Here is a 20,734-nt window from a genome sequence, read left to right as displayed (position 1 = left end):
ATCACCGTGCGAAATGCTCAACGCGCCATCCCCCTGGTGTTGCTGGCCGTCCTGGGGCTGACGTCCCTTCCGGCACTGGCGGGCGCAGGAGTGCCGCAGTGGAAAGACACCGGCCCGGCCACCAAGAAAAAGCAGAACGAGGTCAACTCCGGCAGTTGGCAACCCCAGGTCCAGCCTGCGCCCAAGGAAGATGCAGAAAACCCTTATAACGAAGGGGAAGACAGCGAAACCTATGACGATGGTGACACCTGACGCGCGAGTGGCATAAAACCAGGATCGGAACTAGCTTAATTCACAGCGCCGGTCGAACGCCGGCGCGAGTGATTCACTGACTGGACGGAAATTGACCATGAGTATTTTTCAACGTTTAGTGATGTTGCTAAAAGTGCTGGTGATGTTATCGCTGGGGATCTCCTCTGCATGGGCCAATACCGCAGTGCAGAGCCAGGTCCAAGGGTTCGTAGCGGCGAAAACGGCGCAGGCGGGTGGTTTACAACTGGCCAAGAGCGAGTCGGAGCCCGGTGATGAGGACCAGGGCGGCTCCAAGGATGACGATGACCAACAAGCCCCTGCGGATGATGATGACACTGAGGGTGACAGCGATACCTGAGTCGAGCTGAAAAAAAGCCCCACCTACCGGACTGATGCGCAATCCGACGGGTGGGGCGGTAGAACTCATGTCATGCCCTGGACTGAACCTCCAGGGCATTTTTATTGCTGGGTCAGGCCACAAACTGCTCCGCGTAGTGGCACGCCACTTGGCGGTTATCCAAGGCGCGCAGTTGCGGCTCCTCGCTGCTGCAACGTGCCGTCGCATACGGGCAGCGCTTGTGGAACGCGCAGCCCGGCGGCGGGTTCAGTGGGTTGGGCAACTCGCCAACGATTTTGATCTTCGGTTTGTTCGGATCCGGATGAATGGTCGGGGTGGCCGAGAGAAGTGCCTGGGTGTACGGGTGCAGCGGGCGCGCGTAGATGTCTGCCTTGGGGCCCACTTCCACCGGGCGGCCGAGGTACATCACCATCACGTCATCGGCGACGTGCTGCACCACCGCCAGGTTGTGGGAGATGAACACGTAGGCGGTGTTGAATTCCTGCTGCAGGTCCATGAACAGGTTGAGCACCTGGGCCTGGATCGACACGTCCAGCGCCGAGGTGGGTTCATCCGCCACCAGCACTTTCGGTTGCAGCATCATCGCGCGGGCCAGGGCGATCCGCTGGCGCTGGCCACCGGAGAACATGTGCGGGTAGCGCTGGTAATGCTCAGGGCGCAGGCCCACTTGCTTCATCATCGCCTGCACTTTCTCGCGGCGTTCGGCGGCGGACAGGTTGGTGTTGATCAGCAGCGGCTCGCCCAGCTGATCACCGACCTTCTGGCGTGGGTTCAATGAGGCATACGGGCTCTGGAACACCATCTGCACGTCTTTGCGCAATTGCTTGCGCTGGGCCTTGTCGGCACCGGCGACTTCCTGGCCGGCGATTTTCAACGAGCCCGAGGATGGCTCTTCAATCAGCGTCAGCGCACGGGCCAGGGTGGATTTGCCGCAACCCGACTCGCCTACAACCGCGAGGGTCTTGCCGGCTTCCAGTTCAAACGACACACCATTAAGCGCGCGTACCAGCGCATGGCCCTTGAACAGACCACGGGACACTTCGTAATGACGGGTCAGGTCGCGGGCGGTAAGAACGACGGCCATTACGCCACCTCCTGGTTCAAGGGGTAGAAGCAGCGCGCAAGGCTGTTGCTTTTCGGATCAAGGCCGGGCCGCTGGGCACGGCAGCTTTCCTGCACATACGGGCAGCGTGGCGACAGCAGGCAACCCTGCGGGCGGTCATAGCGGCCGGGCACGATACCCGGCAGCGTGGCCAGGCGCGTGGCGCCGAGGCTGTGCTCGGGGATCGCCTTGAGCAGCGCTTCGCTGTACGGGTGCGCCGGGATATCGAACAACTGCGGCACCTGGCCGACTTCCACGGCTTGGCCGGCGTACATCACGCACACGCGCTGGGCGGTTTCTGCCACGACCGCGAGGTCATGGGTGATCAGTACCAGGCCCATGTTCTGCTCTTTCTGCAGGGCCAGCAGCAGTTCCATGATCTGCGCCTGGATGGTCACGTCCAACGCGGTGGTCGGCTCATCCGCGATCAGCAGTTTCGGCTCGCCGGCAATCGCCATGGCGATGGCCACACGCTGGCTCATACCGCCGGACAACTGGTGCGGGTAGGCGTCCATACGGCTGGCGGCGCCGGGGATCTCGACTTTTTCCAACAACTCGATGGCGCGCTTGCGGGCTTGCTTGCCGGACATTTTCAGGTGCAGGCGCAGCACTTCTTCGATCTGGAAACCCACGGTGTAGCTGGGGTTCAGCGCGGTCATCGGGTCCTGGAACACCATCGCCAGGTCTTTACCGACGATCTGGCGGCGCTGGCGGTTGCTCAGCTTGAGCATGTCCTTGCCGTCGAAGTTCAGGGCGTCGGCGGTGACGATGCCAGGGTGCTCGATCAGCCCCATCAGCGCCATCATGGTCACGGATTTACCCGAGCCCGACTCGCCAACGATGGCCAGGACTTCGCCCTTGTCGACGGCAATGTCGAGGCCATCGACCACCGGTACGGCGGTCTTGTCGCCGAAGCGCACGTTGAGATTCTTGATTTCTAACAGTGACATGGGAATCTCCTCAGGCGGCGTTCTTGAGTTTCGGGTCCAGCGCATCGCGCAGGCCGTCACCCATCAAGTTGATTGCCAGCACGCTGAGCAAAATGGTCAGGCCAGGCAGGCTCACCACCCACCAGGCGCGTTCGATGTAGTCACGGGCCGAAGCCAACATGGTGCCCCACTCCGGGGTTGGCGGTTGTACGCCAAGGCCAAGGAAGCCCAGGGCCGCGGCATCGAGGATCGCCGAAGAGAAACTCAGGGTCGCCTGCACGATCAGCGGTGCCATGCAGTTAGGCAGCACGGTGATGAACATCAGGCGGGGCAGGCCGGCGCCGGCGAGGCGGGCGGCAGTCACGTAGTCACGGTTCAGCTCGCCCATCACCGCAGCGCGGGTCAGACGTACGTAGGACGGCAGCGACACGATGGCGATGGCGATCACGGTGTTGATCAGGCCAGGGCCGAGGATCGCGACAATCGCAACCGCCAGCAGCAGCGAGGGCAGGGCCAGCATGATGTCCATCAGGCGCATGATGGTCGGGCCGAGCAGGCGCGGGAAGAAACCGGCGAACAGACCCAGCAGGATGCCCGGGATCAGCGACATCACCACCGACGACAAGCCGATCAGCAAGGACAGGCGTGAGCCCTGGATCAGGCGCGAGAGCAGGTCGCGGCCCAGTTCGTCGGTGCCGAGCAGGAACTGGATCTGCCCGCCTTCCAGCCACGACGGTGGGGTGAGCAGGAAATCGCGGTATTGCTCGCTGGGGTTATGCGGCGCTACCCAGGGGGCGAAGATCGCGCAGAACACGATCAGCAACATGAACAGCAGGCCGGCAACCGCGCCCTTGTTCTTGGAGAAGGCTTGCCAGAATTCTTTGTACGGCGACGGGTACAGCAGGCTTTGATCGACTGCTGACACTTGAGTAGGTGTGGTCATGGTCATGATCTCAGCGCTGGTGACGGATGCGTGGGTTGGCGAAGCCGTAGAGGATGTCCACCACGAAGTTCACCAGGATCACCAGACAGGCGATCAGCAGGATGCCGTTTTGCACCACCGGGTAGTCCCGTGCGCCAATGGCTTCGATCAGCCATTTGCCGATGCCGGGCCACGAGAAGATGGTTTCGGTCAGCACCGCACCGGCCAGCAGGGTGCCGACTTGCAGGCCGACCACGGTGAGTACCGGGATCAGTGCGTTACGCAGGCCGTGCACGAACACCACGCGCGCCGGCGACAGGCCCTTGGCCTTGGCGGTGCGGATGTAGTCTTCACGCAGCACTTCGAGCATGGATGAACGGGTCATCCGCGCGATCACTGCCAACGGAATGGTGCCGAGCACGATGGCCGGCAGGATCAGGTGGTGCAGCGCATCCCAGAATGCGTCCGGCTCGTCGGCCAGCAGGGTGTCGATCAGCATGAAGCCGGTGCGCGGCTCGATGTCGTAGAGCAGGTCGATGCGCCCGGACACCGGGGTCCAGCCCAGGCTCACGGAGAAGAACATGATCAGGATCAGGCCCCACCAGAAGATCGGCATCGAATAGCCCGCCAGGGAGATGCCCATCACCCCGTGGTCGAACAGGGATCCTCGCTTGAGTGCCGCGATCACCCCGGCCAACAGGCCCAGGATGCCGGCGAACAACAGGGCGGCCATGGACAGTTCCAGGGTCGCCGGGAAGAGGGCGGTGAACTCGGTCCACACGCTGGTACGGGTACGCAGGGATTCGCCAAGGTCGCCGTGGGCGAGCTTGCCGACGTAGTCCAGGTATTGCGCGTACAGCGGCTTGTTAAGGCCAAGGCGTTCCATTGCCTGTGCGTGCATCTCGGGGTCGACGCGCCGCTCGCCCATCATGACTTCGACAGGGTCGCCAGGGATCATGCGTATCAACGCAAACGTGAGCAACGTGATGCCGAAAAACGTGGGGATCAATAACCCCAGTCGGCGGGCAATAAAACTAAACATCTTGTGGTGTACCTCAATCAGCCGGTTAGGCAGGTTCGGCACCGTCCTGGTGGGCGGTGCCGAGCGTTTCTCTTATTTACTTCACCTGGGTGGTGGCGAAGTTATTGTTCGTCAGAGGGCTTTGGGTATAACCCTCGACGTTCTTGCGCATGGCGGTGAACATTTTCGGGTACGCCATGGGAATCCACGGTTGGTCCTTGTCGAAAACCTCCAGGGCTTGTTGATAGAGTGCGGCCCGCTGCTGGGGTTCAGCGTCGGCGCGGGCCTTATCGATCAAGTCCTGAAACTCTTTGTTACACCAGCGGGCGTAGTTTTCGCCGTTTTTCGCTGCATCGCAACTCAGGTTCGGCGTAAGGAAGTTATCCGGATCGCCGTTGTCACCGGCCCAGCCGGCGGAAACCATGTCGTGCTCGCCGGCTTTGGCGCGCTTGAGCATTTCGCCCCACTCCATGACCTTGATATTGACCTTCAGGCCGATCTGCGCCAGATCCGCCTGCATGCGCTGGGCGCCGAGCATCGGGTTGGGGTTGGTCGGGCCGCCGCCGTTACGGGTGAACAGGGTGAACTCGGTGCCTTCCGGTACACCGGCTTCCTTGAGCAGAGCACGGGCCTTGTCCAGGTCGCGCTCAGGGTTTTTCAGCTTGTCGTTGAAGCCCAGCAGGGTCGGCGGATACGGGCCGGTGGCATCCACGGCGTTGCCTTTGCCATACAGGGATTCGTTGTAGCCTTTCTTGTCGAACGCGATGTTGATCGCGTGACGCACCCGCGCGTCGCTCATGTACTTGTGGGTGGTGTTCAGGGCTGTGTATGCGGTGGTCATCGCCGCCAGTTCGGCGACCTTCAGGTTCGGGTCTTTCTTGATGCTGGGAAGGTCGTCGGGCTTGGGATACAGCGCGATCTGGCATTCGTTGGCCTTGAGCTTCTGCAGGCGCACGTTGTTGTCGACCGCAATGGCCAGGATCAACGGATCGGCCGGAGGCTTGCCACGGAAGTACTCCGGGTTGGCCTTGAAGCGCACCTGAGCGTCCTTCTGGTAGCGTGTGAAAATGAACGGGCCGGTGCCGATCGGCTTGCTGTTGAGCTCTTCGGTCTTGCCGGCGGCAAGTAGCTTGTCGGCGTACTCGGCGGAGTGGATGGCGGTGAACGGCATCGCGACATCGGCCAGGAACGGTGCCTCAGGGCGGGTCAGGGTGAAGACCACGGTATGGTCATCGGTCTTCTCCACGCTCTTGAGCAGTTCCTTGAAGCCCATGCTTTCAAAGTACGGGTAGCCCACGCTGGATTTGTTGTGCCACGGGTGTTTCGGGTCCAGTTGACGCTGGAAGCTCCAGAGCACGTCGTCGGCATTCATGTTGCGCGTGGGTTTGAAGTAGTCGGTGGTGTGGAACTTGACGTCGTCGCGCAGATGAAAGGTATAGGTCAGGCCGTCGTCACTGATTTCCCAGGAAGTGGCGAGCGCTGGCACGATCTCGGTGGTGCCGGGCTTGAAGTCCACCAGGCGGTTGAACATGGTTTCGGCGGCGGCATCGGCGGTGACTGCCGTGGTGTACAGGACCGGGTCAAAACCCTCCGGGCTGGCTTCGGTGCAGACCACCAGGGGTTTGGCCGATACGCCGATAGCCACGCTTAACAGCGCAGCGGCAACGGCAGCTTGTAGCGGGAGCATTTTCATTCAGAGCCCTCTGCAATCGATGGGACCAGACAAGCATAGACGGCAGGCTCGTCCTGAGCCTGCCGTCTACCTGGTGCTAGTTAAAGAATGTTGAACGGGATGGTGGTGACCAGGCGGAACTCTTTGATGTTGCCGTCAGCCTGTTGTGCGCTGGCGCGGTGAGTCACGTAGGTGCCACGGATGGTGGTGGCCTTGAGTGGGCCGCTCTGAATCGCGTAGGACGTGCCAACCCCGTATTCCTGGTGTTTCTCGCCGTCCATCAAGCGCAGGTCGCTACGCGAAGCGCCGGCTTCACCGTAGGCGGTACCGTTGTAGTGAGTACCGTCGATGCCCCAGCCGCGCGCCGAGTAGACGTTGAACTTCAGGCCCGGCACGCCGTATTCGGCCATGTTGATGCCGTAGGCGATCTGGAAGGACTTCTCGTTCGGGCTGTTGAAGTCGGAGGTCAGGGAGTTGGCCAGGTAGATGCCGTTGGTTTCGTGCAGGTAGTCGAAGTACTCGTCACCGTTAACTTCCTGGTACGAGAAGGTCAGGCTGTGGGCCTGGTGGGTCAGCCCCAGGGACAACGAGTAAGTGTCGTTGTCGATGTTGCCCATCTTCTTGCTGCCGGTGTCGGTGGTTTTGTAGTAGTTCAAACCGGTGGTCAGTGCCAGGGTCTGCGCATCACCCAATTCGTGGGTGGCACCGAAGTAGTACTGGTTCCAGAAGTCTTCGACGTTAGCGGCGAACACGCTGGTTTTCAGGCTCTTGAACGGCTGGTAGTTGAAGCCCAGGGTTTTGACCTTGTCGGTTTCCTGGCCATTGCCGTACTCGGAACGGAATTTCGACAGGCTTTGTTCGGTACGCGGCGAAACGCGATCAAAGATGCCGCCCTGGAACGACAAGTTGCTGAACTCTTCGCTGTTGAAGCTCACACCCTCGAAGCTTGAAGGCAGGGCACGGTTGCCGATGGTGTCGACGATACCGGTGCTGAAATTCTGGCGACCGGCGGTCAAGGTAGTGTTGGACACGCGGAACTTGACGTTGGCCAGGCCCAGTTTGCTCCACTGGCCTACTGCATCGCCGCCGGAGTCAGCCAGGGTGCGGTTGGAACCGCCGGCAATGTCTTTACGGTCGCGGTCCAGCGCGATGAAGTTGTAAGCCGCGACTTCGGTGCTCACGCCCACGGTGCCTTGGGTGAAGCCCGAGGTGTAGTTGAGGATGGTGCCCTGAGCCCAGTTGATACGGCGGGAGATCGGGGTCTTCACGCCGTCTTTACGGTAGCTGAAGCGATCGTTGCGAAACTTCATTTCGTTCGCATACCAGTTACGGGTAGTACCACCCAGGCTTTGGCCGTCGACAAAACCCTTGGCCTCGCTTTGCGCGCTGGAGCCGGCCAATGTGGTCGGGACGAAGTCCTGGCTGGCGGGTTCAGCATAGGCGGTGGCCGTGATGCTGCTGATGGCCAGGGCCAGAAGCGCTTTGCTGCTCAGTTTCATGGATGAAGCTCCTTTGGTTCTCTTTTTTATGCCGGTCTTTTAGGTGAACCGGCTATTGGGTGTGTAACTCGATCAAGCTGTTGCAAACGTTTGCCGTAGGAAATTTCCCAATAAAAGGCTGCACGTTTGCGGGAGAGCCAACTTCGCTCCCTGCAATCCGGTTATTTTCTTATGGGGTAATGCTGACGCCCGAGAACACGTTGCGGCCGAAGGGGCTTACTTTGAAGCCTTCGACTTTGGCGCTTAACGGCTGGTTGACCGTCGAGTGGGCGACGGGTGTGATCGGCACCTGCTGCTTGAGCAGTTGTTGCGCCTGTTTGTACAGAACAGTCCTTTGTTCGCGGTCGGTCACGACCTTGGCTTGCTTGATCAGCTTGTCGTATGCCGGGTCACACCACATGGAGTAGTTGTTCCCGCCGATGGCGTCGCAGCTGTAGAGGGTGCCCAGCCAGTTGTCCGGATCACCGTTGTCGCCGGTCCAGCCGATCAGGCTGACATCGTGCTCACCGTTCTTGGTGCGCTTGATGTATTCGCCCCACTCGTAGCTGACGATCTTGACCTTCAGTCCGATCCTGGCCCAGTCGCTTTGCAGCATCTCGGCCATCAGCTTGGCGTTGGGGTTGTACGGCCGTTGCACCGGCATCGCCCACAGGGTGATCTCGGTACCTTCCTTCACGCCGGCGGCCTTGAGCAGTTCCTTGGCTTTTTCCGGGTTGTAGGCGGCGTCCTTGATGCTGTCGTCGTAGGACCATTGGGTCGGCGGCATGGCATTGACTGCCAACTGCCCCGCGCCCTGGTAGACGGCGTTGAGGATGCTCTGCTTGTTCACCGCCATGTCCAGCGCCTGGCGCACTTCGAGCTGGTCGAAGGGCTTGTGGCGCACGTTGTAGGCGATGTAGCCCAAGTTGAAGCCCGGCTTGGTCAGCAGTTGCAGGTTCGGGTCGGCCTTGAGCGCGTCGACGTCGGCCGGGCGCGGGTGCAGGGTGACCTGGCATTCGCCTGCCTTGAGTTTTTGCACGCGCACCGAGGCGTCGGTGTTAATGGCAAAAATCAGCTGGTCCAGCTTGACCTTGCTCGGGTCCCAGTACTGTTTGTTGCCCACATAACGGATCTGCGAGTCTTTCTGATAGCGCTGGAAGACAAAGGGGCCAGTGCCGATCGGCTTCTGGTTGATATCGCTGGGCTTGCCTTCCTTGAGCAACTGCTCGGCGTATTCGGCCGACAGGATGGCGGCAAAGCTCATGGCAATGTTCTGCACGAACGCAGCGTCGACCGAGTTCAGCGTCATCACCACGGTATGCGGGTCGGTTTTTTCGACCTTGGCGATATTCTTGTTCAGGCTCATCCCGTTGAAGTACGGAAACTCAGTCGGGTAGGCCTTGCGAAACGGGTGGTCGGGGTCAAGCATGCGGTTGAAGGTGAACAGCACGTCGTCGGCGTTGAAATCCCGCGTCGGCTTGAATTCCTTGTTGCTGTGGAACTTCACCCCTTCACGCAGGTGAAAGGTGTAGGTCAGGCCGTCTTCGGAAATGTCCCACTTGGTCGCCAGCCCAGGTACGACGTTGGTCGCTCCCTTTTCAAACTCAACCAGGCGGTTGTACAGCGGCTCGGCCGCATCGTTATCGGTGGCGGTGGTGTACTGCGCGGTGTCGAACCCTGCCGGGCTGCCTTCGGAGCAGAACACCAGGCTCTTCTTGTCGGCCGCCTGGCCCATCGTGGCTACAGCCAGCAGGCTGGTGCTAAAAATTGCGGATAGAACGGTGGTATGGCGCATGACGATCCCGATCCTTGTTTGTAGTTGTCATCAGCAAGCAATCACCCTGGCGTACGGCCAGGGGGACATTACTGATCCCACACACAGCAAGTGCCTTTCCCAGGTTGGAGCCTCTGCTGTCCTACGACGGTATGGGTCGCGGACTGCGCAGTAAATGCGCCAAATTGGACTGACCTTGTAGGCAAAAGAGCTACTTGTCGCAGTTCGCAGCTGTAGGAAGCGGCGATTACGAATGTGGTCTATTTCCTACGGTCCAGGCGGATGCAATAACGGCGACGTTATGAAACGTCGCCGTTATTGGTCCTTACTTGCCGCTTACGCTCACGCCATAGAAGGAATTCAGGCCAAACGGGCTGATCTTGAAGTCCTGTACGGTGTTGCGCATGGGTTGATACACCGTCGAGTGCGCGATAGGTGTCATCGGGACTGCATCTTTGAGGATATGTTGCGCCTGCTTATACAGCTCGGTGCGTTTGGCGACGTCCGACGTAGCCTTGGCTTCTTTCACGACGCCGTCGAATTTCTTGTCGCACCACTTGGAGAAGTTGTTACCGGCCAGGGAGTCGCAGCCGAACAGCACGTTCAGCCAGTTGTCCGGGTCACCATTGTCGCCGCTCCAGCCAATGATCATGGCCTGGTTCTCGCCGCCTTTGGAGCGCTTGATGTACTCGCCCCACTCGTAGCTGGTGATCTTGACCTTCAGGCCGATCTTGGACCAGTCGTTTTGCAGCATTTCGGCCATCAGCTTGGCGTTCGGGTTGTACGGACGCTGAACCGGCATCGCCCACAGAACGATCTCGGTACCTTCCTTGACACCCGCTTCCTTGAGCAGCGCCTTGGCTTTCTCGGGATCGTACTTGGCGTCCTTGATGGTGGTGTCGTAGGACCATTGGGTTGGCGGCATGGCGTTGACCGCCAGTTGGCCTGCGCCCTGGTAGACGGAATCGATGATCTGCTGTTTATTCACCGACATGTCCAGGGCCTGGCGCACGCGCAGGTCAGCCAGTGGGTTGGGCTGGTCGCTGCCCTTGACCTTGTCCATGACGTTGTAGGCGACATAGCCCAGGTTGAAACCGGCCTGGTGCGGCAGTTTCAGGTCCTTGTCTTCACCCAGCGCCTTGAGGTCGGCCGGACGTGGGAACAGGGTGATCTGGCACTCGTTTTTCTTCAGCTTCTGGATACGCACCGACGGATCGGTGGTGATGGCGAAGATCAGGTTATCGATCTTCACGTCCTCAGGTTTCCAGTAGTCCTTGTTGCCGGTGTAGCGAATGTTCGAGTCTTTCTGGTAGCTCTTGAATACGAACGGGCCAGTACCGACCGGCTTCTGGTTGATGTCCTGGGGCGTGCCGTTTTTCAACAGCTGGGCGGCGTATTCGGCCGACTGGATGGAAGCGAAGCTCATGGCCAGGTTCTGGATGAACGCGGCGTCCACGGTGCCAAGGGTGAACTTGACGGTGTGGGCATCGACCTTCTCGATGTTCTTGATATTGGTGTCCATCCCCATGTCCGTGAAGTACGGGAACTCGGTGGGGTAGGCCTTACGGAATGGATCGTCTTTGTTGATCATCCGGTTGAAGGTGAACAGGACGTCGTCAGCCGAAAATTCACGAGTCGGCTTGAAGTATGGGGTGGTATGGAACTTGACGCCTTCGCGCAGGTGGAAGGTGTAGGTCAGGCCATCCGGGGACACGTCCCAGCTGGTGGCCAGGCCAGGAACAACGGCGGTGCCGCCGCGTTCGAACTGGCTCAGACGGTTGAACATGGTTTCGGCCGAAGCATCGAAGTCTGTTCCGGTGGTGTACTGGCCTGGATCGAAACCAGCCGGGCTCCCTTCGGAGCAGAACACCAGGTTAGTCGCCGCTTGGGCGAATGGGGCCGCGGCCATAAGGCCAGCGCTCACTAATAACGGAAGGACTGCGTGTTTAAGCATGTTGGCCTCATGATTTGTTGTCATTTTTGGTGGTGAGGGCGACCTCGTGAGTCGGCCTGCGGATACTTATGCAGGCGCCATACCCATTGCAAGATGCTGAACCGTCGCAAGGCGGAAAGAGTGGTACGAACGTACAGGAATGTCGCAATTATGAAAGTTTTGACATATTTGAACGTATTTATGGGTTTTTTTCGGTGCACAAGGTGCACCAGAGAGGGTCAACCGAGGCGTCTAGCGCACTCGGTTGGGGCATTGCTGTTACTTATCTAGACTCACGCCGTAGAACGGTGTCAGCCCAAAGGGGCTGATCTTGAAGTCCTTCACTTCCTTGCGCAGGGGTTGGAAAACCGTCGAGTTTGCAATTGGCGTTATAGGTACTTGTTCTTTAAGAATTTTTTGTGCCTGTTGATACCACTTGATGCGCTGCTCGCGGTCACTGCTGACCTTGGCCTGCTGCACCAGTTTGTCGTAGGCCGGGTTACACCATTTGGCGTAGTTGCTGCCCTTGACCGCAGCACAACTGTAGAGCACGCCGAGCCAGTTATCCGGGTCGCCGTTGTCGCCGGTCCAGCCATAAATCATCGCATCGTGCTCGCCATTTTTGGCGCGCTTGATGTATTCGCCCCACTCATAGCTGACGATATTGGCCTTGATGCCGACTTTCTCCCAATCCTGCTGGATCATCTGGGCCGACATGCGCGCGTTCGGGTTGGAAGCGCGCTGGACGGTCATTGCCCACAGGTTGATGGTGGTGCCCGGTGCAACCCCTGCTTCTTTTAGTAGCGCGCGGGCCTTGGTCGGATCGTGCGGGGCATCCTTGATGGTCGGGTCATAAGACCACTGCGCCGGTGGCAGTGCATTCTGCGCCAATTGTCCGGCGCCCTGGTACACCGCCTTGATGATCGCCGGCTTGTCGATGGCCATGTCCAGGGCCTGGCGGACCTTGAGCTGATCCAGCGGTGGGTGGGTCACGTTGTAGGCCAGGAAGCCCAGGTTGAAACCGGCTTGCTGCAGCACGCGCAGGTTGGGGTCCTGCTTCATCACCTCGATGTCCGACGGGCGCGGGTAGCCGCTGACCTGGCATTCGCCGGCCTTGAGCTTTTGCAGGCGCGACGCGGCGTCCGGGGTGATGGCGAACACCAGGTTGTCGAGTTTCACATCCTCGGGCTTCCAGTACTGCTTATTCGCCACGTAGCGAATCTGCGAGTCTTTCTGGTAGCGCTTGAACACAAATGGCCCGGTGCCTACCGGCTTCTGGTTGATGTCTTCGGCCTTGCCTTCCTTCATTAGCTGGGCGGCGTACTCGGCCGATTGCACGGAGGCAAAACTCATGGCCAGGTTCTGCACGAACGAGGCATCGACGTTGTTCAGGTTGAAACGCACGGTGTGCTCGTCGAGTTTGTCGACGCTCTTAATCGTGGTGTTCAGGCCCATGTCGGTGAAGTACGGTGATTCGGAAGGGTAGGCCTTGCGGAACGGGCTCTCGGCATCCAGCAGGCGATTGAAGGTAAACAGCACGTCATCCGCGTTGAAATCGCGGCTGGGTTTGAAGAAGTCAGTGGTGTGGAACTTGACGCCTTCGCGCAGGTGGAAGGTGTAGGCCAGGCCATCCTTGGACACCTCCCAGCGTGTGGCCAGGCCCGGTTCGACTTCGGTGCCGCCACGCTTGAATTGGGTCAAGCGGTTGAACACGGTTTCGGCGGATGCATCGAAATCGGTGCCGCTGGTGTACTGGCTGGGGTCGAAACCGGCGGGGCTGGCTTCGGAGCAGTAGACCAGGGTGCTGGCTGCATGGGCCATCGGCATAAAGGCCAGCATGCCTGCGGCAAGGAGGAGCGGTTTGAAGGTGGTTCTTTCCATGGAGACCCCTAGAAGTGGCAGGCATATAAACGCTGCCCAAACGAAAACGGCGGTCACCGAGGTTACCGCCGTTCAGGTTTGCCGGGTAGGGGTTACGGCATCTGCACTTCGATCACCCCATCGGCGCTCATGCTGACCTGGCTGGTACCTGCCTCCACTTCCGGCGTCGGTGCTGAATCCATCATGGCCGCCTTCATCATCATTCCGCCACGGGCATAAGGTTGTGGGTAGCCATTGGTGTTGAAGTTCAAGTTGACGATCTTGTAACCCTTGCCGCCCAGCGCATCGGTGGCCAGTTGTGCGCGTGCTTTAAAGGCGGCGACCGCGTCCTTGAGCAGGGCGTCTTCGCTGGTCTTGCGCGTGGTGTCGGCGATGGCGAAGTCCATGTTTTCCATTTTCAGGGTATTGAGCAACTCGCCGGTGAGTTTGGACAGCGCCGGGAAGTCCGCGCTTTCCAGGCGCAGTTCGGCGCGCTCGCGCCAGCCGGTGATCTTCTGGTTCTTGTTGTCGTAGATCGGGTAGCTGTTACGGCTGCCCTGGCGCAAAGTCACGCCTTGGACTTCGCGCGCCTGGCCCAGGGCCTTGTTCATGGTGGTGGTGATTTCGGCGGCGAGCTTGGCCGGGTCGGCGTTCTGGGACTCGGTGTAGAGGGTGACGATCATTTTGTCGCGGGCCACTTCCTGGCTGACCTCGGCGCGCAGGGAAATCTGGTTGTAATTCAGTGCATCGGCGGCCAGTGCCGGAAGGCTGGCCAGGGCGCTTGCGCTGAGGGTGAGAACAACTGCACTGCGAGTGAAACGAGACATGGAAGCTCCTTAGGGTGTTCGTATCGGTATGACTGTAGACGGTGGTGTCGGGTTCTTCGGGTTTACATATTCGCTACACATTGTGCGGCCGCCGACGAACGGTCGTTCGCCCGGCCTGCGGCAAAGAGCCACACGCGCCATGCCAGCGTGCCCGCTTCGTTTATACTCCTGCCGATCCGCCTGCAGCGCTCATCGGGAGAGCTCATGCTCGCCGCCGTAAAACTGACTTCCGCCACCCGCCAGAACCTCTGGCGCCTGACGTTCATTCGTACCCTGGTACTGGCCGCGCAGGCTGGTTCGGTCGGGCTCGCCTATTGGTTCGACCTGTTGCCGCTGCCGTGGCTGCAATTGGGCGTGACCCTGGGTTTCTCCATCGTGCTGTGTGTGTTTACCGCCATTCGGTTGCGCACCACCTGGCCGGTGACCGAGCTGGAATACGCCCTGCAATTGGCCTGCGACCTGTTTATCCACAGTGTGTTGCTGTATTTCTCCGGCGGTTCCACCAACCCGTTCGTGTCTTATTACCTGGTGCCATTGACCATCGCTGCGGTGACCTTGCCGTGGCGCTACTCGGTGGTGCTGTCGGGTATCGCCCTGACCTTGTACACCCTGCTGCTGGCGCGGTTCTATCCGTTGCAGACATTCCCCATCGCCCGCGAAAACCTGCAGATCTACGGGATGTGGCTGAGCTTTGCCCTGTCTGCCGCCGTGATCACTTTTTTTGCTGCGCGCATGGCCGAAGAGCTGCGCCGCCAGGAAGAACTGCGCGCCATTCGCCGCGAAGAAGGCCTGCGTGACCAGCAACTGCTCGCCGTCGCCACCCAGGCCGCCGGCGCGGCTCACGAATTGGGCACGCCGCTGGCGACCATGAGCGTGCTGCTCAACGAAATGACCCAGGACCATCACGACCCGGCGCTGCAAGAGGATCTCGGCGTGCTGCGCGAACAGGTCAAGCAATGCAAGCAAACCTTGCAGCAGCTGGTGCGCGCGGCTGAAGCCAATCGCCGCCTGGCGGTCGAGATGCAGGACGTGACCCAGTGGCTCGACGAAGCCCTGAACCGCTGGCACCTGATGCGCCCCGAAGCCAGCTACCGTTTCCATCTGCTGGGGCAGGGGACCGTGCCGCGCCTGGCGCCACCGCCGGACCTGACCCAAGCCTTGCTCAATCTACTGAACAACGCCGCCGACGCCTGCCCCGAAGGCCTGGAAGTCCGGCTGGATTGGGATGTGGATGACTTGACGATCAGCATTCGCGACCACGGCGCAGGCGTGCCGCTGGCCATCGCCGAGCAGATCGGCAAACCGTTCTTTACCACCAAGGGCAAAGGCTTCGGCCTCGGCCTGTTTTTGAGCAAGGCTAGCGTGACCCGCGCGGGCGGCTCAGTGAAGCTCTATAGTCATGAGGAAGGCGGTACGCTCACCGAGCTGCGCCTGCCCCGTGTCGCACGAGGAGATATCGATGAGTGACGAGATCCAAGTCGAAGGCGAAGAACTGCCGCACCTGTTGCTGGTAGATGATGACGCCACGTTTACCCGCGTGATGGCGCGCGCCATGAGCCGTCGCGGCTTTCGCGTGAGCACCGCCGGCTCCGCCGAAGAAGGCCTGGCCATCGCCCAGGCCGACTTGCCGGACTACGCCGCGCTCGACCTGAAAATGGACGGCGATTCCGGCCTGGTGCTGTTGCCCAAGCTGCTGGAACTCGACCCGGAAATGCGCGTGGTGATCCTCACCGGTTACTCCAGTATTGCCACGGCTGTCGAAGCCATCAAGCGCGGTGCCTGCAACTACCTGTGCAAACCGGCGGATGCCGACGATGTGTTGGCTGCGTTGCTGTCCGAGCACGCCGACCTCGACACCCTGGTGCCGGAAAACCCGATGTCGGTGGACCGCCTGCAGTGGGAACACATCCAGCGCGTCCTCACCGAACACGAAGGTAATATCTCCGCCACTGCCCGCGCCCTGGGCATGCACCGGCGCACCCTGCAACGCAAGCTGCAGAAGCGTCCGGTACGACGCTGAACCTAAGCTGAACAGCCTGCTTCAGGCCGCACGGAACCCTGAACCGATCACCTATGATCGGTTCAAACGCCTGCCTTCCTCCCTACGAGCCTGAACGATGAATCAGAACGCTGAGTACTCTGCGGTCAATGACGCTGTGCGTGGGCAATTTTTTCGCCGAACCTGGGGGATGATCACGCCTTATTGGCGAAGTGAAGAGAAGGGCAAGGCCTGGTTGTTGCTCGCCGTGGTGATTGGCCTGTCGCTGTTCAGCGTGGCCATTTCCGTGTGGCTCAACCACTGGTACAAGGACTTCTACAACGCCCTGGAAAACAAGGACACCGCGGCCTTCTGGCAACAGATCGTTTACTTCTGCGGTATCGCCACGGTGGCGATTCTCGGCGCGGTCTACCGTCTCTACCTCACCCAGATGCTGACCATTCGCTGGCGTGCATGGCTCACCGAAAAGTATTTTGCCCGCTGGCTTGGCAACAAGAACTACTACCAGCTCGAGCAGGGCGGCTACACCGATAACCCGGACCAGCGGATTTCCGAAGACCTCAACAGCTTTACCCTGAACACCCTGAGTCTTGGCCTTGGGCTGTTGCGCAATGTGGTCAGCCTGGTGTCGTTCTCCATCATCCTGTGGGGCGTGTCCGGCAGTATTGAAGTGTTCGGTATCACCATCCCCGGCTACATGTTCTGGTGTGCATTGGTCTATGCCGGTGTCGGCAGTTGGCTGACCCATCTGATCGGTCGTCGTTTGATCGGCTTGAGCAACCAGCAGCAACGCTTCGAAGCGGACTTGCGTTTCTCCATGGTGCGGGTGCGGGAGAATGCCGAGAGCATCGCCCTGTACAACGGCGAACCCAATGAGAATCAGCGTTTGAGCGCGCGGTTCGGGAAGGTCTGGCATAACTACTGGGACATCATGAAGGTGTCCAAGCGCCTGACGTTCTTCACTGCCGGCTATGAACAGATTGCGATCGTCTTTGCGTTTATCGTGGCTGCCCCGCGCTACTTTTCCGGCAAGATCGAACTGGGCGAGCTGATGCAAATCAACTCGGCGTTCGGCAACGTGCAGGGCAACTTCAGCTGGTTTATCAGCGCGTACGCCGACCTGGCCGGCTGGCGCGCGACCAGCGATCGTCTACTGAGTTTTCAGCAGGCCATGCGTGAAAACGAGCAGCGCCCAGCTGCCATCGACGTCAGCGCTGAAGGCGAGCGTCTTGTGGTGCAAGGTCTGGGCTTGAACCTGGTGGATGGTCGCCACCTGCTGACCGACGCCAACATGATCGTTGAACCGGGCCAGCGCGTCATGCTCAGCGGCCGTTCCGGCAGCGGCAAAAGTACCTTGCTGCGCGCCATGGGGCATCTGTGGCCGGCTGGTCACGGCAGCATCCGCCTGCCGGCCAGGCGTTACCTGTTCCTGCCGCAGAAGCCTTACCTGCCGATCGGCACACTCAAGGCGGTGTTGAGTTACCCACAGGGCGACAGCGTCTATTCGGCAGAACGTTATGCACAGGTCCTGGAAACCTGTCGCCTGCCGCACCTGGTGGAGCGCCTGGACGAAGCCAACCATTGGCAACGCATGCTCTCGCCCGGCGAGCAACAGCGCCTGGCCTTTGCCCGTGCCTTGTTGTTCGCGCCGCAATGGCTGTACATGGACGAGGCGACGTCGGCGATGGATGAAGAAGATGAGGCGACGTTGTATCAGGCGTTGATTGATGAATTGCCGGGGTTGAGCATTGTCAGCGTCGGTCACCGCAGCAGCCTCAAGCGCTTCCATGGGCGGCATGTGCGGATCGAGGCAGGGTGGCTTCAAGAACAGCCCGTGGCCTGAAGACCAATGGGGAAGGGTGTAGAACCCTCCCACAAGAGCGAGGCCCAACAAAAAGCCCGGTTGATCGATGATCAGCCGGGCTTTTTGTTGCTTGAAAATAACTTACTTCTTCAAGCCGTAATGCTCATCCAGCATGCCCGGGGCGTTCGGCGTTTTTGGCGCGTAGTCCCGTGGTGGTTCCTGGTTTTCCCGGGGTGGGGTCAGGCGTTCCCGTGGAGTTTGCGGTGCATCGGAATGCAGCGCGGCCAGCAGACGCTGACGGGTGATGTCGTCGAGGGCCAGGCGGTTTGCGCCATCGGCGAGGTGATCCTGTACTTCCTGGTAGCTCTGGGTGAGTTTCTTGACCAGGGTCGCGGTGCTGTTGAAGTGGGTAACAACCTCGTTCTGATAACTGTCAAAACGTTCCTGAATGTCATCCAACTGACGCTGCGTGCGGTTAGGCGCGGCATTCGGCAGCAGGCGGGCAACCAGGAATCCAATGGCGACACCGGCAACCAAGGCGAGAGTCGGCAACAACCAAACTAAGAGCGAGTGTTCCACGAGTCCTTCCTCTATAAACGGCTTTGCTTTACGTTAACGGCTCAAACCTGCGCTGTATACCGCGATTAAGCTCGCAATGATGCCATGCACAGACTTTTAGCTAGACGAGTCGACCCTTTGAGAGGTCACGGAGTTCATTCCTTGCTCATGCGTGAAACCCCCGTTTTGATCGATGGCCCGGTAGGCCAATTGGAAGCCCTGTACCTGGATCACCCCGAGCCACGTGGCCTGGCGCTGATCTGCCACCCTAATCCGGTGCAGGGCGGGACCATGCTCAATAAAGTCGTTTCGACCCTGCAACGCACGGCTCGCGATGCCGGGTTGATTACTTTGCGTTTCAATTATCGCGGCGTCGGCGCGAGTGCTGGCACCCACGACATGAGCACCGGTGAAGTGGACGATGCCGAAGCGGCTGCCACCTGGCTGCGTGAAAAGCACCCCGACCTGCCGATCACCCTGCTCGGTTTTTCCTTTGGCGGCTACGTGGCGGCCAGCCTCGGCGGCCGCCTGGAAGCCAAAGGCGAAAAGCTCGCGCACCTGTTCATGGTCGCGGCGGCGGTGATGCGCCTGCGCGATACCGATGTGCTGCCCCACAGCTGCCCGTTGACCCTGATCCAGCCGGAAACCGACGAAGTGGTCGACCCGCAAACCGTCTACGACTGGTCCGCCGCCTTGAAACGCCCCCATGAGCTGCTGAAAGTGGCAGAATGCGGGCACTTTTTTCATGGCAAGCTCACCGATCTCAAGGATCTGGTGCTGCCGCGCCTCTCGAATTGATAGCAGTCTGATAAGCGATTACCCATGACGACTCGTACCCGTATCCTCACCGGCATCACCACCACCGGCACGCCGCACCTGGGCAACTACGCCGGTGCGATCCGCCCGGCGATCCTGGCCAGCCAGGATGCCAATGCCGACTCCTTCTACTTCCTGGCCGACTACCACGCCCTGATCAAATGCGATGACCCGCAGCGCATCCAGCGTTCGCGTATGGAAATCGCGGCGACCTGGCTGGCCGGTGGCCTGGATGTGAACCGGGTGACCTTCTATCGTCAGTCCGACATCCCGGAAATCCCCGAGCTGACCTGGCTGCTGACCTGCGTCGCCGCCAAGGGCCTGCTCAACCGCGCCCATGCGTACAAGGCCTCGGTGGACAAGAACGTGGAGACCGGCGAAGACCCGGATGCGGGCATCACCATGGGCCTGTACAGCTACCCGGTGCTGATGGCCGCGGACATCCTGATGTTCAACGCGCACAAGGTGCCGGTGGGCCGCGACCAGATCCAGCACGTGGAAATGGCCCGCGACATCGGCCAGCGCTTCAACCACCTGTTCGGCAACGGGAAAGAGTTCTTCACCATGCCCGAGGCGTTGATCGAGGAAAGCGTTGCCACCTTGCCGGGCCTGGATGGTCGCAAGATGTCCAAGAGCTACGACAACACCATCCCGTTGTTCACCAGCGCCAAGGACATGAAAGACGCCATCTCGCGGATCGTTACCGACTCCCGCGCGCCCGGCGAAGCCAAGGACCCGGACAACTCGCACCTGTTCACCCTCTACCAGGCGTTTGCCAGCAAGGCCCAGGAAGAAGCGTTCCGCGGCGAGCTGCTGCAAGGCCTGGGCTGGGGCGAGGCGAAGAACCGTCTGTTCCAGCTGCTGGACAGCCAATTGGGCGAAGCGCGCGAGCGTTACCACCAGTTGATGTCGCGCCCGTCGGACATGGAAGACTTGTTGCAGGTCGGCGCCAGGAAAGCCCGTGCCGTAGCCGCGCCATTCCTGGCCGAGTTGCGCGAAGCGGTGGGCCTGCGTTCGTTCGTCAACCAGGCTGCGGCGCCGGTCGCTACCAAGAAGAAAGCCGTGAAAGCCGCGCGTTTCGTGAGCTTCCGTGAAGACGACGGCAGCTTCCGCTTCCGCCTGTTGGCCGCCGATGGCGAGCAGCTGCTGCTGTCGCGCAATTTTGCCGATGGCAAGGCGGCCGGCGCGGTGACCAAGCAACTGCAAAGTGGCGCTGCGCCGGATGTACGCAGCGAAGCCCTGAGCTTCAGCGTATGGCTGGACGGCGCCGCAGTGGCCGACAGCGCCGAGTTCGCCGATGCCGCATCCCGTGATGCCGCCATCGAAGCCTTGCGCATCGCGTTGACCCCAATCGAGGATTAACCCGACCAAGGGTTGATTGCCATTATCCAGGGCCGTCGTTACAGTGACGGCCCGTTTTTGTTGCCTT

At 60.3% G+C, this 20,734-nt stretch carries 18 protein-coding genes; 7 read left to right on the top strand and 11 right to left on the bottom strand.

Annotation, left to right across the window (positions count from 1 at the left end; genetic code table 11):
• Positions 1-6: 6 nt before the first annotated feature.
• Complete coding sequence (locus tag AC07OP_RS05325; protein ID WP_495101117.1) at positions 7-252, top strand: hypothetical protein; 246 nt, start codon at positions 7-9, stop codon at positions 250-252.
• 97 nt (positions 253-349) lie between these two features.
• Positions 350-610 carry a hypothetical protein gene (locus AC07OP_RS05320; protein WP_495101118.1) on the top strand — a complete coding sequence of 87 codons (261 nt, stop codon included), beginning with the start codon at positions 350-352 and terminating at the stop codon, positions 608-610.
• Positions 611-722: 112 nt separating this feature from the next.
• On the opposite strand, the gene AC07OP_RS05315 is transcribed toward AC07OP_RS05320, so the two are convergent.
• The 10 genes from AC07OP_RS05315 to AC07OP_RS05270 all read right to left on the bottom strand — a co-directional run bounded on the left by AC07OP_RS05315 (position 723) and on the right by AC07OP_RS05270 (position 14,128).
• Positions 723-1,694 (bottom strand): peptide ABC transporter ATP-binding protein, encoded by a 972-nt coding sequence (locus AC07OP_RS05315; RefSeq protein WP_495101119.1) that lies wholly within the window; start codon positions 1,692-1,694, stop codon positions 723-725.
• Positions 1,694-2,662, bottom strand: coding sequence for an ABC transporter ATP-binding protein (locus AC07OP_RS05310; RefSeq protein ID WP_027604859.1), 969 nt, complete (start codon positions 2,660-2,662; stop codon positions 1,694-1,696). The genes AC07OP_RS05315 and AC07OP_RS05310 overlap by 1 nt, the downstream gene beginning before the upstream one ends.
• Before the next feature lie 10 nt (positions 2,663-2,672).
• Positions 2,673-3,584: an ABC transporter permease subunit gene (locus AC07OP_RS05305; protein WP_027604858.1), complete on the bottom strand. Its 912-nt coding sequence runs from the start codon at positions 3,582-3,584 to the stop codon at positions 2,673-2,675.
• 10 nt (positions 3,585-3,594) lie between these two features.
• On the bottom strand, positions 3,595-4,605 hold the full coding sequence (locus tag AC07OP_RS05300; protein ID WP_003215992.1) for an ABC transporter permease subunit: 1,011 nt from the start codon (positions 4,603-4,605) through the stop codon (positions 3,595-3,597).
• 76 nt (positions 4,606-4,681) lie between these two features.
• On the bottom strand, positions 4,682-6,277 hold the full coding sequence (locus AC07OP_RS05295) for an ABC transporter substrate-binding protein (RefSeq protein WP_027604857.1): 1,596 nt from the start codon (positions 6,275-6,277) through the stop codon (positions 4,682-4,684).
• Positions 6,278-6,357: 80 nt separating this feature from the next.
• Entirely contained in the window at positions 6,358-7,755 is a 1,398-nt protein-coding gene (locus AC07OP_RS05290; protein ID WP_495101120.1) for an OprD family outer membrane porin, read from the bottom strand.
• Between the two features lie 169 nt (positions 7,756-7,924).
• The gene (locus tag AC07OP_RS05285; RefSeq protein WP_371914612.1) at positions 7,925-9,469 is read right to left on the bottom strand and encodes an ABC transporter substrate-binding protein; all 1,545 of its coding nucleotides are present in this window, start codon (positions 9,467-9,469) and stop codon (positions 7,925-7,927) included.
• Positions 9,470-9,833: 364 nt separating this feature from the next.
• Complete coding sequence (locus tag AC07OP_RS05280; RefSeq protein ID WP_141156742.1) at positions 9,834-11,462, bottom strand: ABC transporter substrate-binding protein; 1,629 nt, start codon at positions 11,460-11,462, stop codon at positions 9,834-9,836.
• A 258-nt stretch (positions 11,463-11,720) separates the two neighbouring features.
• The gene (locus AC07OP_RS05275; RefSeq protein WP_495101121.1) at positions 11,721-13,322 is read right to left on the bottom strand and encodes an ABC transporter substrate-binding protein; all 1,602 of its coding nucleotides are present in this window, start codon (positions 13,320-13,322) and stop codon (positions 11,721-11,723) included.
• Positions 13,323-13,414: 92 nt separating this feature from the next.
• Positions 13,415-14,128: an SIMPL domain-containing protein gene (locus AC07OP_RS05270; RefSeq protein ID WP_027604852.1), complete on the bottom strand. Its 714-nt coding sequence runs from the start codon at positions 14,126-14,128 to the stop codon at positions 13,415-13,417.
• A 204-nt stretch (positions 14,129-14,332) separates the two neighbouring features.
• On the opposite strand from AC07OP_RS05270, the gene AC07OP_RS05265 reads away from it, so the two are divergent.
• The 3 genes from AC07OP_RS05265 to AC07OP_RS05255 all read left to right on the top strand — a co-directional run bounded on the left by AC07OP_RS05265 (position 14,333) and on the right by AC07OP_RS05255 (position 17,970).
• Complete coding sequence (locus AC07OP_RS05265) at positions 14,333-15,595, top strand: ATP-binding protein (RefSeq protein ID WP_027604851.1); 1,263 nt, start codon at positions 14,333-14,335, stop codon at positions 15,593-15,595.
• A complete protein-coding gene (locus AC07OP_RS05260) occupies positions 15,588-16,148 on the top strand; it encodes a response regulator transcription factor (protein ID WP_010565532.1) in 561 nt (186 codons plus the stop codon). Before AC07OP_RS05265 ends, AC07OP_RS05260 begins: the two co-directional genes overlap by 8 nt.
• A gap of 97 nt (positions 16,149-16,245) precedes the next feature.
• The gene (locus tag AC07OP_RS05255) at positions 16,246-17,970 is read left to right on the top strand and encodes an ABC transporter ATP-binding protein/permease (protein WP_495101122.1); all 1,725 of its coding nucleotides are present in this window, start codon (positions 16,246-16,248) and stop codon (positions 17,968-17,970) included.
• Between the two features lie 102 nt (positions 17,971-18,072).
• Here the strand turns inward: AC07OP_RS05255 and AC07OP_RS05250 are convergent, their stop codons facing one another.
• Positions 18,073-18,510 carry a Z-ring associated ZapG family protein gene (locus AC07OP_RS05250; RefSeq protein WP_003171734.1) on the bottom strand — a complete coding sequence of 146 codons (438 nt, stop codon included), beginning with the start codon at positions 18,508-18,510 and terminating at the stop codon, positions 18,073-18,075.
• Between the two features lie 147 nt (positions 18,511-18,657).
• Between AC07OP_RS05250 and AC07OP_RS05245 the strand changes: the two genes are divergently transcribed.
• Both AC07OP_RS05245 and AC07OP_RS05240 read left to right on the top strand, forming a co-directional pair.
• Positions 18,658-19,287 (top strand): alpha/beta hydrolase, encoded by a 630-nt coding sequence (locus tag AC07OP_RS05245; protein ID WP_065924314.1) that lies wholly within the window; start codon positions 18,658-18,660, stop codon positions 19,285-19,287.
• 24 nt (positions 19,288-19,311) lie between these two features.
• Positions 19,312-20,667 carry a tryptophan--tRNA ligase gene (locus tag AC07OP_RS05240; protein ID WP_495101123.1) on the top strand — a complete coding sequence of 452 codons (1,356 nt, stop codon included), beginning with the start codon at positions 19,312-19,314 and terminating at the stop codon, positions 20,665-20,667.
• Positions 20,668-20,734 lie beyond the last annotated feature (67 nt).

This window comes from Pseudomonas sp. GW821-FHT09D08, assembly GCF_059416305.1.
This window is presented reverse-complemented; position numbering and strand designations above follow the sequence as displayed.

Coding starts and splice junctions, on each gene's coding strand:
- AC07OP_RS05300 (WP_003215992.1), bottom strand. CDS start 4,605: ATGTTTAGTTTTATTGCCCGCCGACTGGGGTTATTGATCCCCACGTTT.
- AC07OP_RS05285 (WP_371914612.1), bottom strand. CDS start 9,469: ATGGGCCAGGCGGCCGACAAGAAGAGCCTGGTGTTCTGCTCCGAAGGC.
- AC07OP_RS05310 (WP_027604859.1), bottom strand. CDS start 2,662: ATGTCACTGTTAGAAATCAAGAATCTCAACGTGCGCTTCGGCGACAAG.
- AC07OP_RS05305 (WP_027604858.1), bottom strand. CDS start 3,584: ATGACCACACCTACTCAAGTGTCAGCAGTCGATCAAAGCCTGCTGTAC.
- AC07OP_RS05275 (WP_495101121.1), bottom strand. CDS start 13,322: ATGGAAAGAACCACCTTCAAACCGCTCCTCCTTGCCGCAGGCATGCTG.
- AC07OP_RS05315 (WP_495101119.1), bottom strand. CDS start 1,694: ATGGCCGTCGTTCTTACCGCCCGCGACCTGACCCGTCATTACGAAGTG.
- AC07OP_RS05240 (WP_495101123.1), top strand. CDS start 19,312: ATGACGACTCGTACCCGTATCCTCACCGGCATCACCACCACCGGCACG.
- AC07OP_RS05280 (WP_141156742.1), bottom strand. CDS start 11,462: ATGCTTAAACACGCAGTCCTTCCGTTATTAGTGAGCGCTGGCCTTATG.
- AC07OP_RS05290 (WP_495101120.1), bottom strand. CDS start 7,755: ATGAAACTGAGCAGCAAAGCGCTTCTGGCCCTGGCCATCAGCAGCATC.
- AC07OP_RS05260 (WP_010565532.1), top strand. CDS start 15,588: ATGAGTGACGAGATCCAAGTCGAAGGCGAAGAACTGCCGCACCTGTTG.
- AC07OP_RS05245 (WP_065924314.1), top strand. CDS start 18,658: ATGCGTGAAACCCCCGTTTTGATCGATGGCCCGGTAGGCCAATTGGAA.
- AC07OP_RS05295 (WP_027604857.1), bottom strand. CDS start 6,277: ATGAAAATGCTCCCGCTACAAGCTGCCGTTGCCGCTGCGCTGTTAAGC.
- AC07OP_RS05255 (WP_495101122.1), top strand. CDS start 16,246: ATGAATCAGAACGCTGAGTACTCTGCGGTCAATGACGCTGTGCGTGGG.
- AC07OP_RS05320 (WP_495101118.1), top strand. CDS start 350: ATGAGTATTTTTCAACGTTTAGTGATGTTGCTAAAAGTGCTGGTGATG.
- AC07OP_RS05265 (WP_027604851.1), top strand. CDS start 14,333: ATGCTCGCCGCCGTAAAACTGACTTCCGCCACCCGCCAGAACCTCTGG.
- AC07OP_RS05270 (WP_027604852.1), bottom strand. CDS start 14,128: ATGTCTCGTTTCACTCGCAGTGCAGTTGTTCTCACCCTCAGCGCAAGC.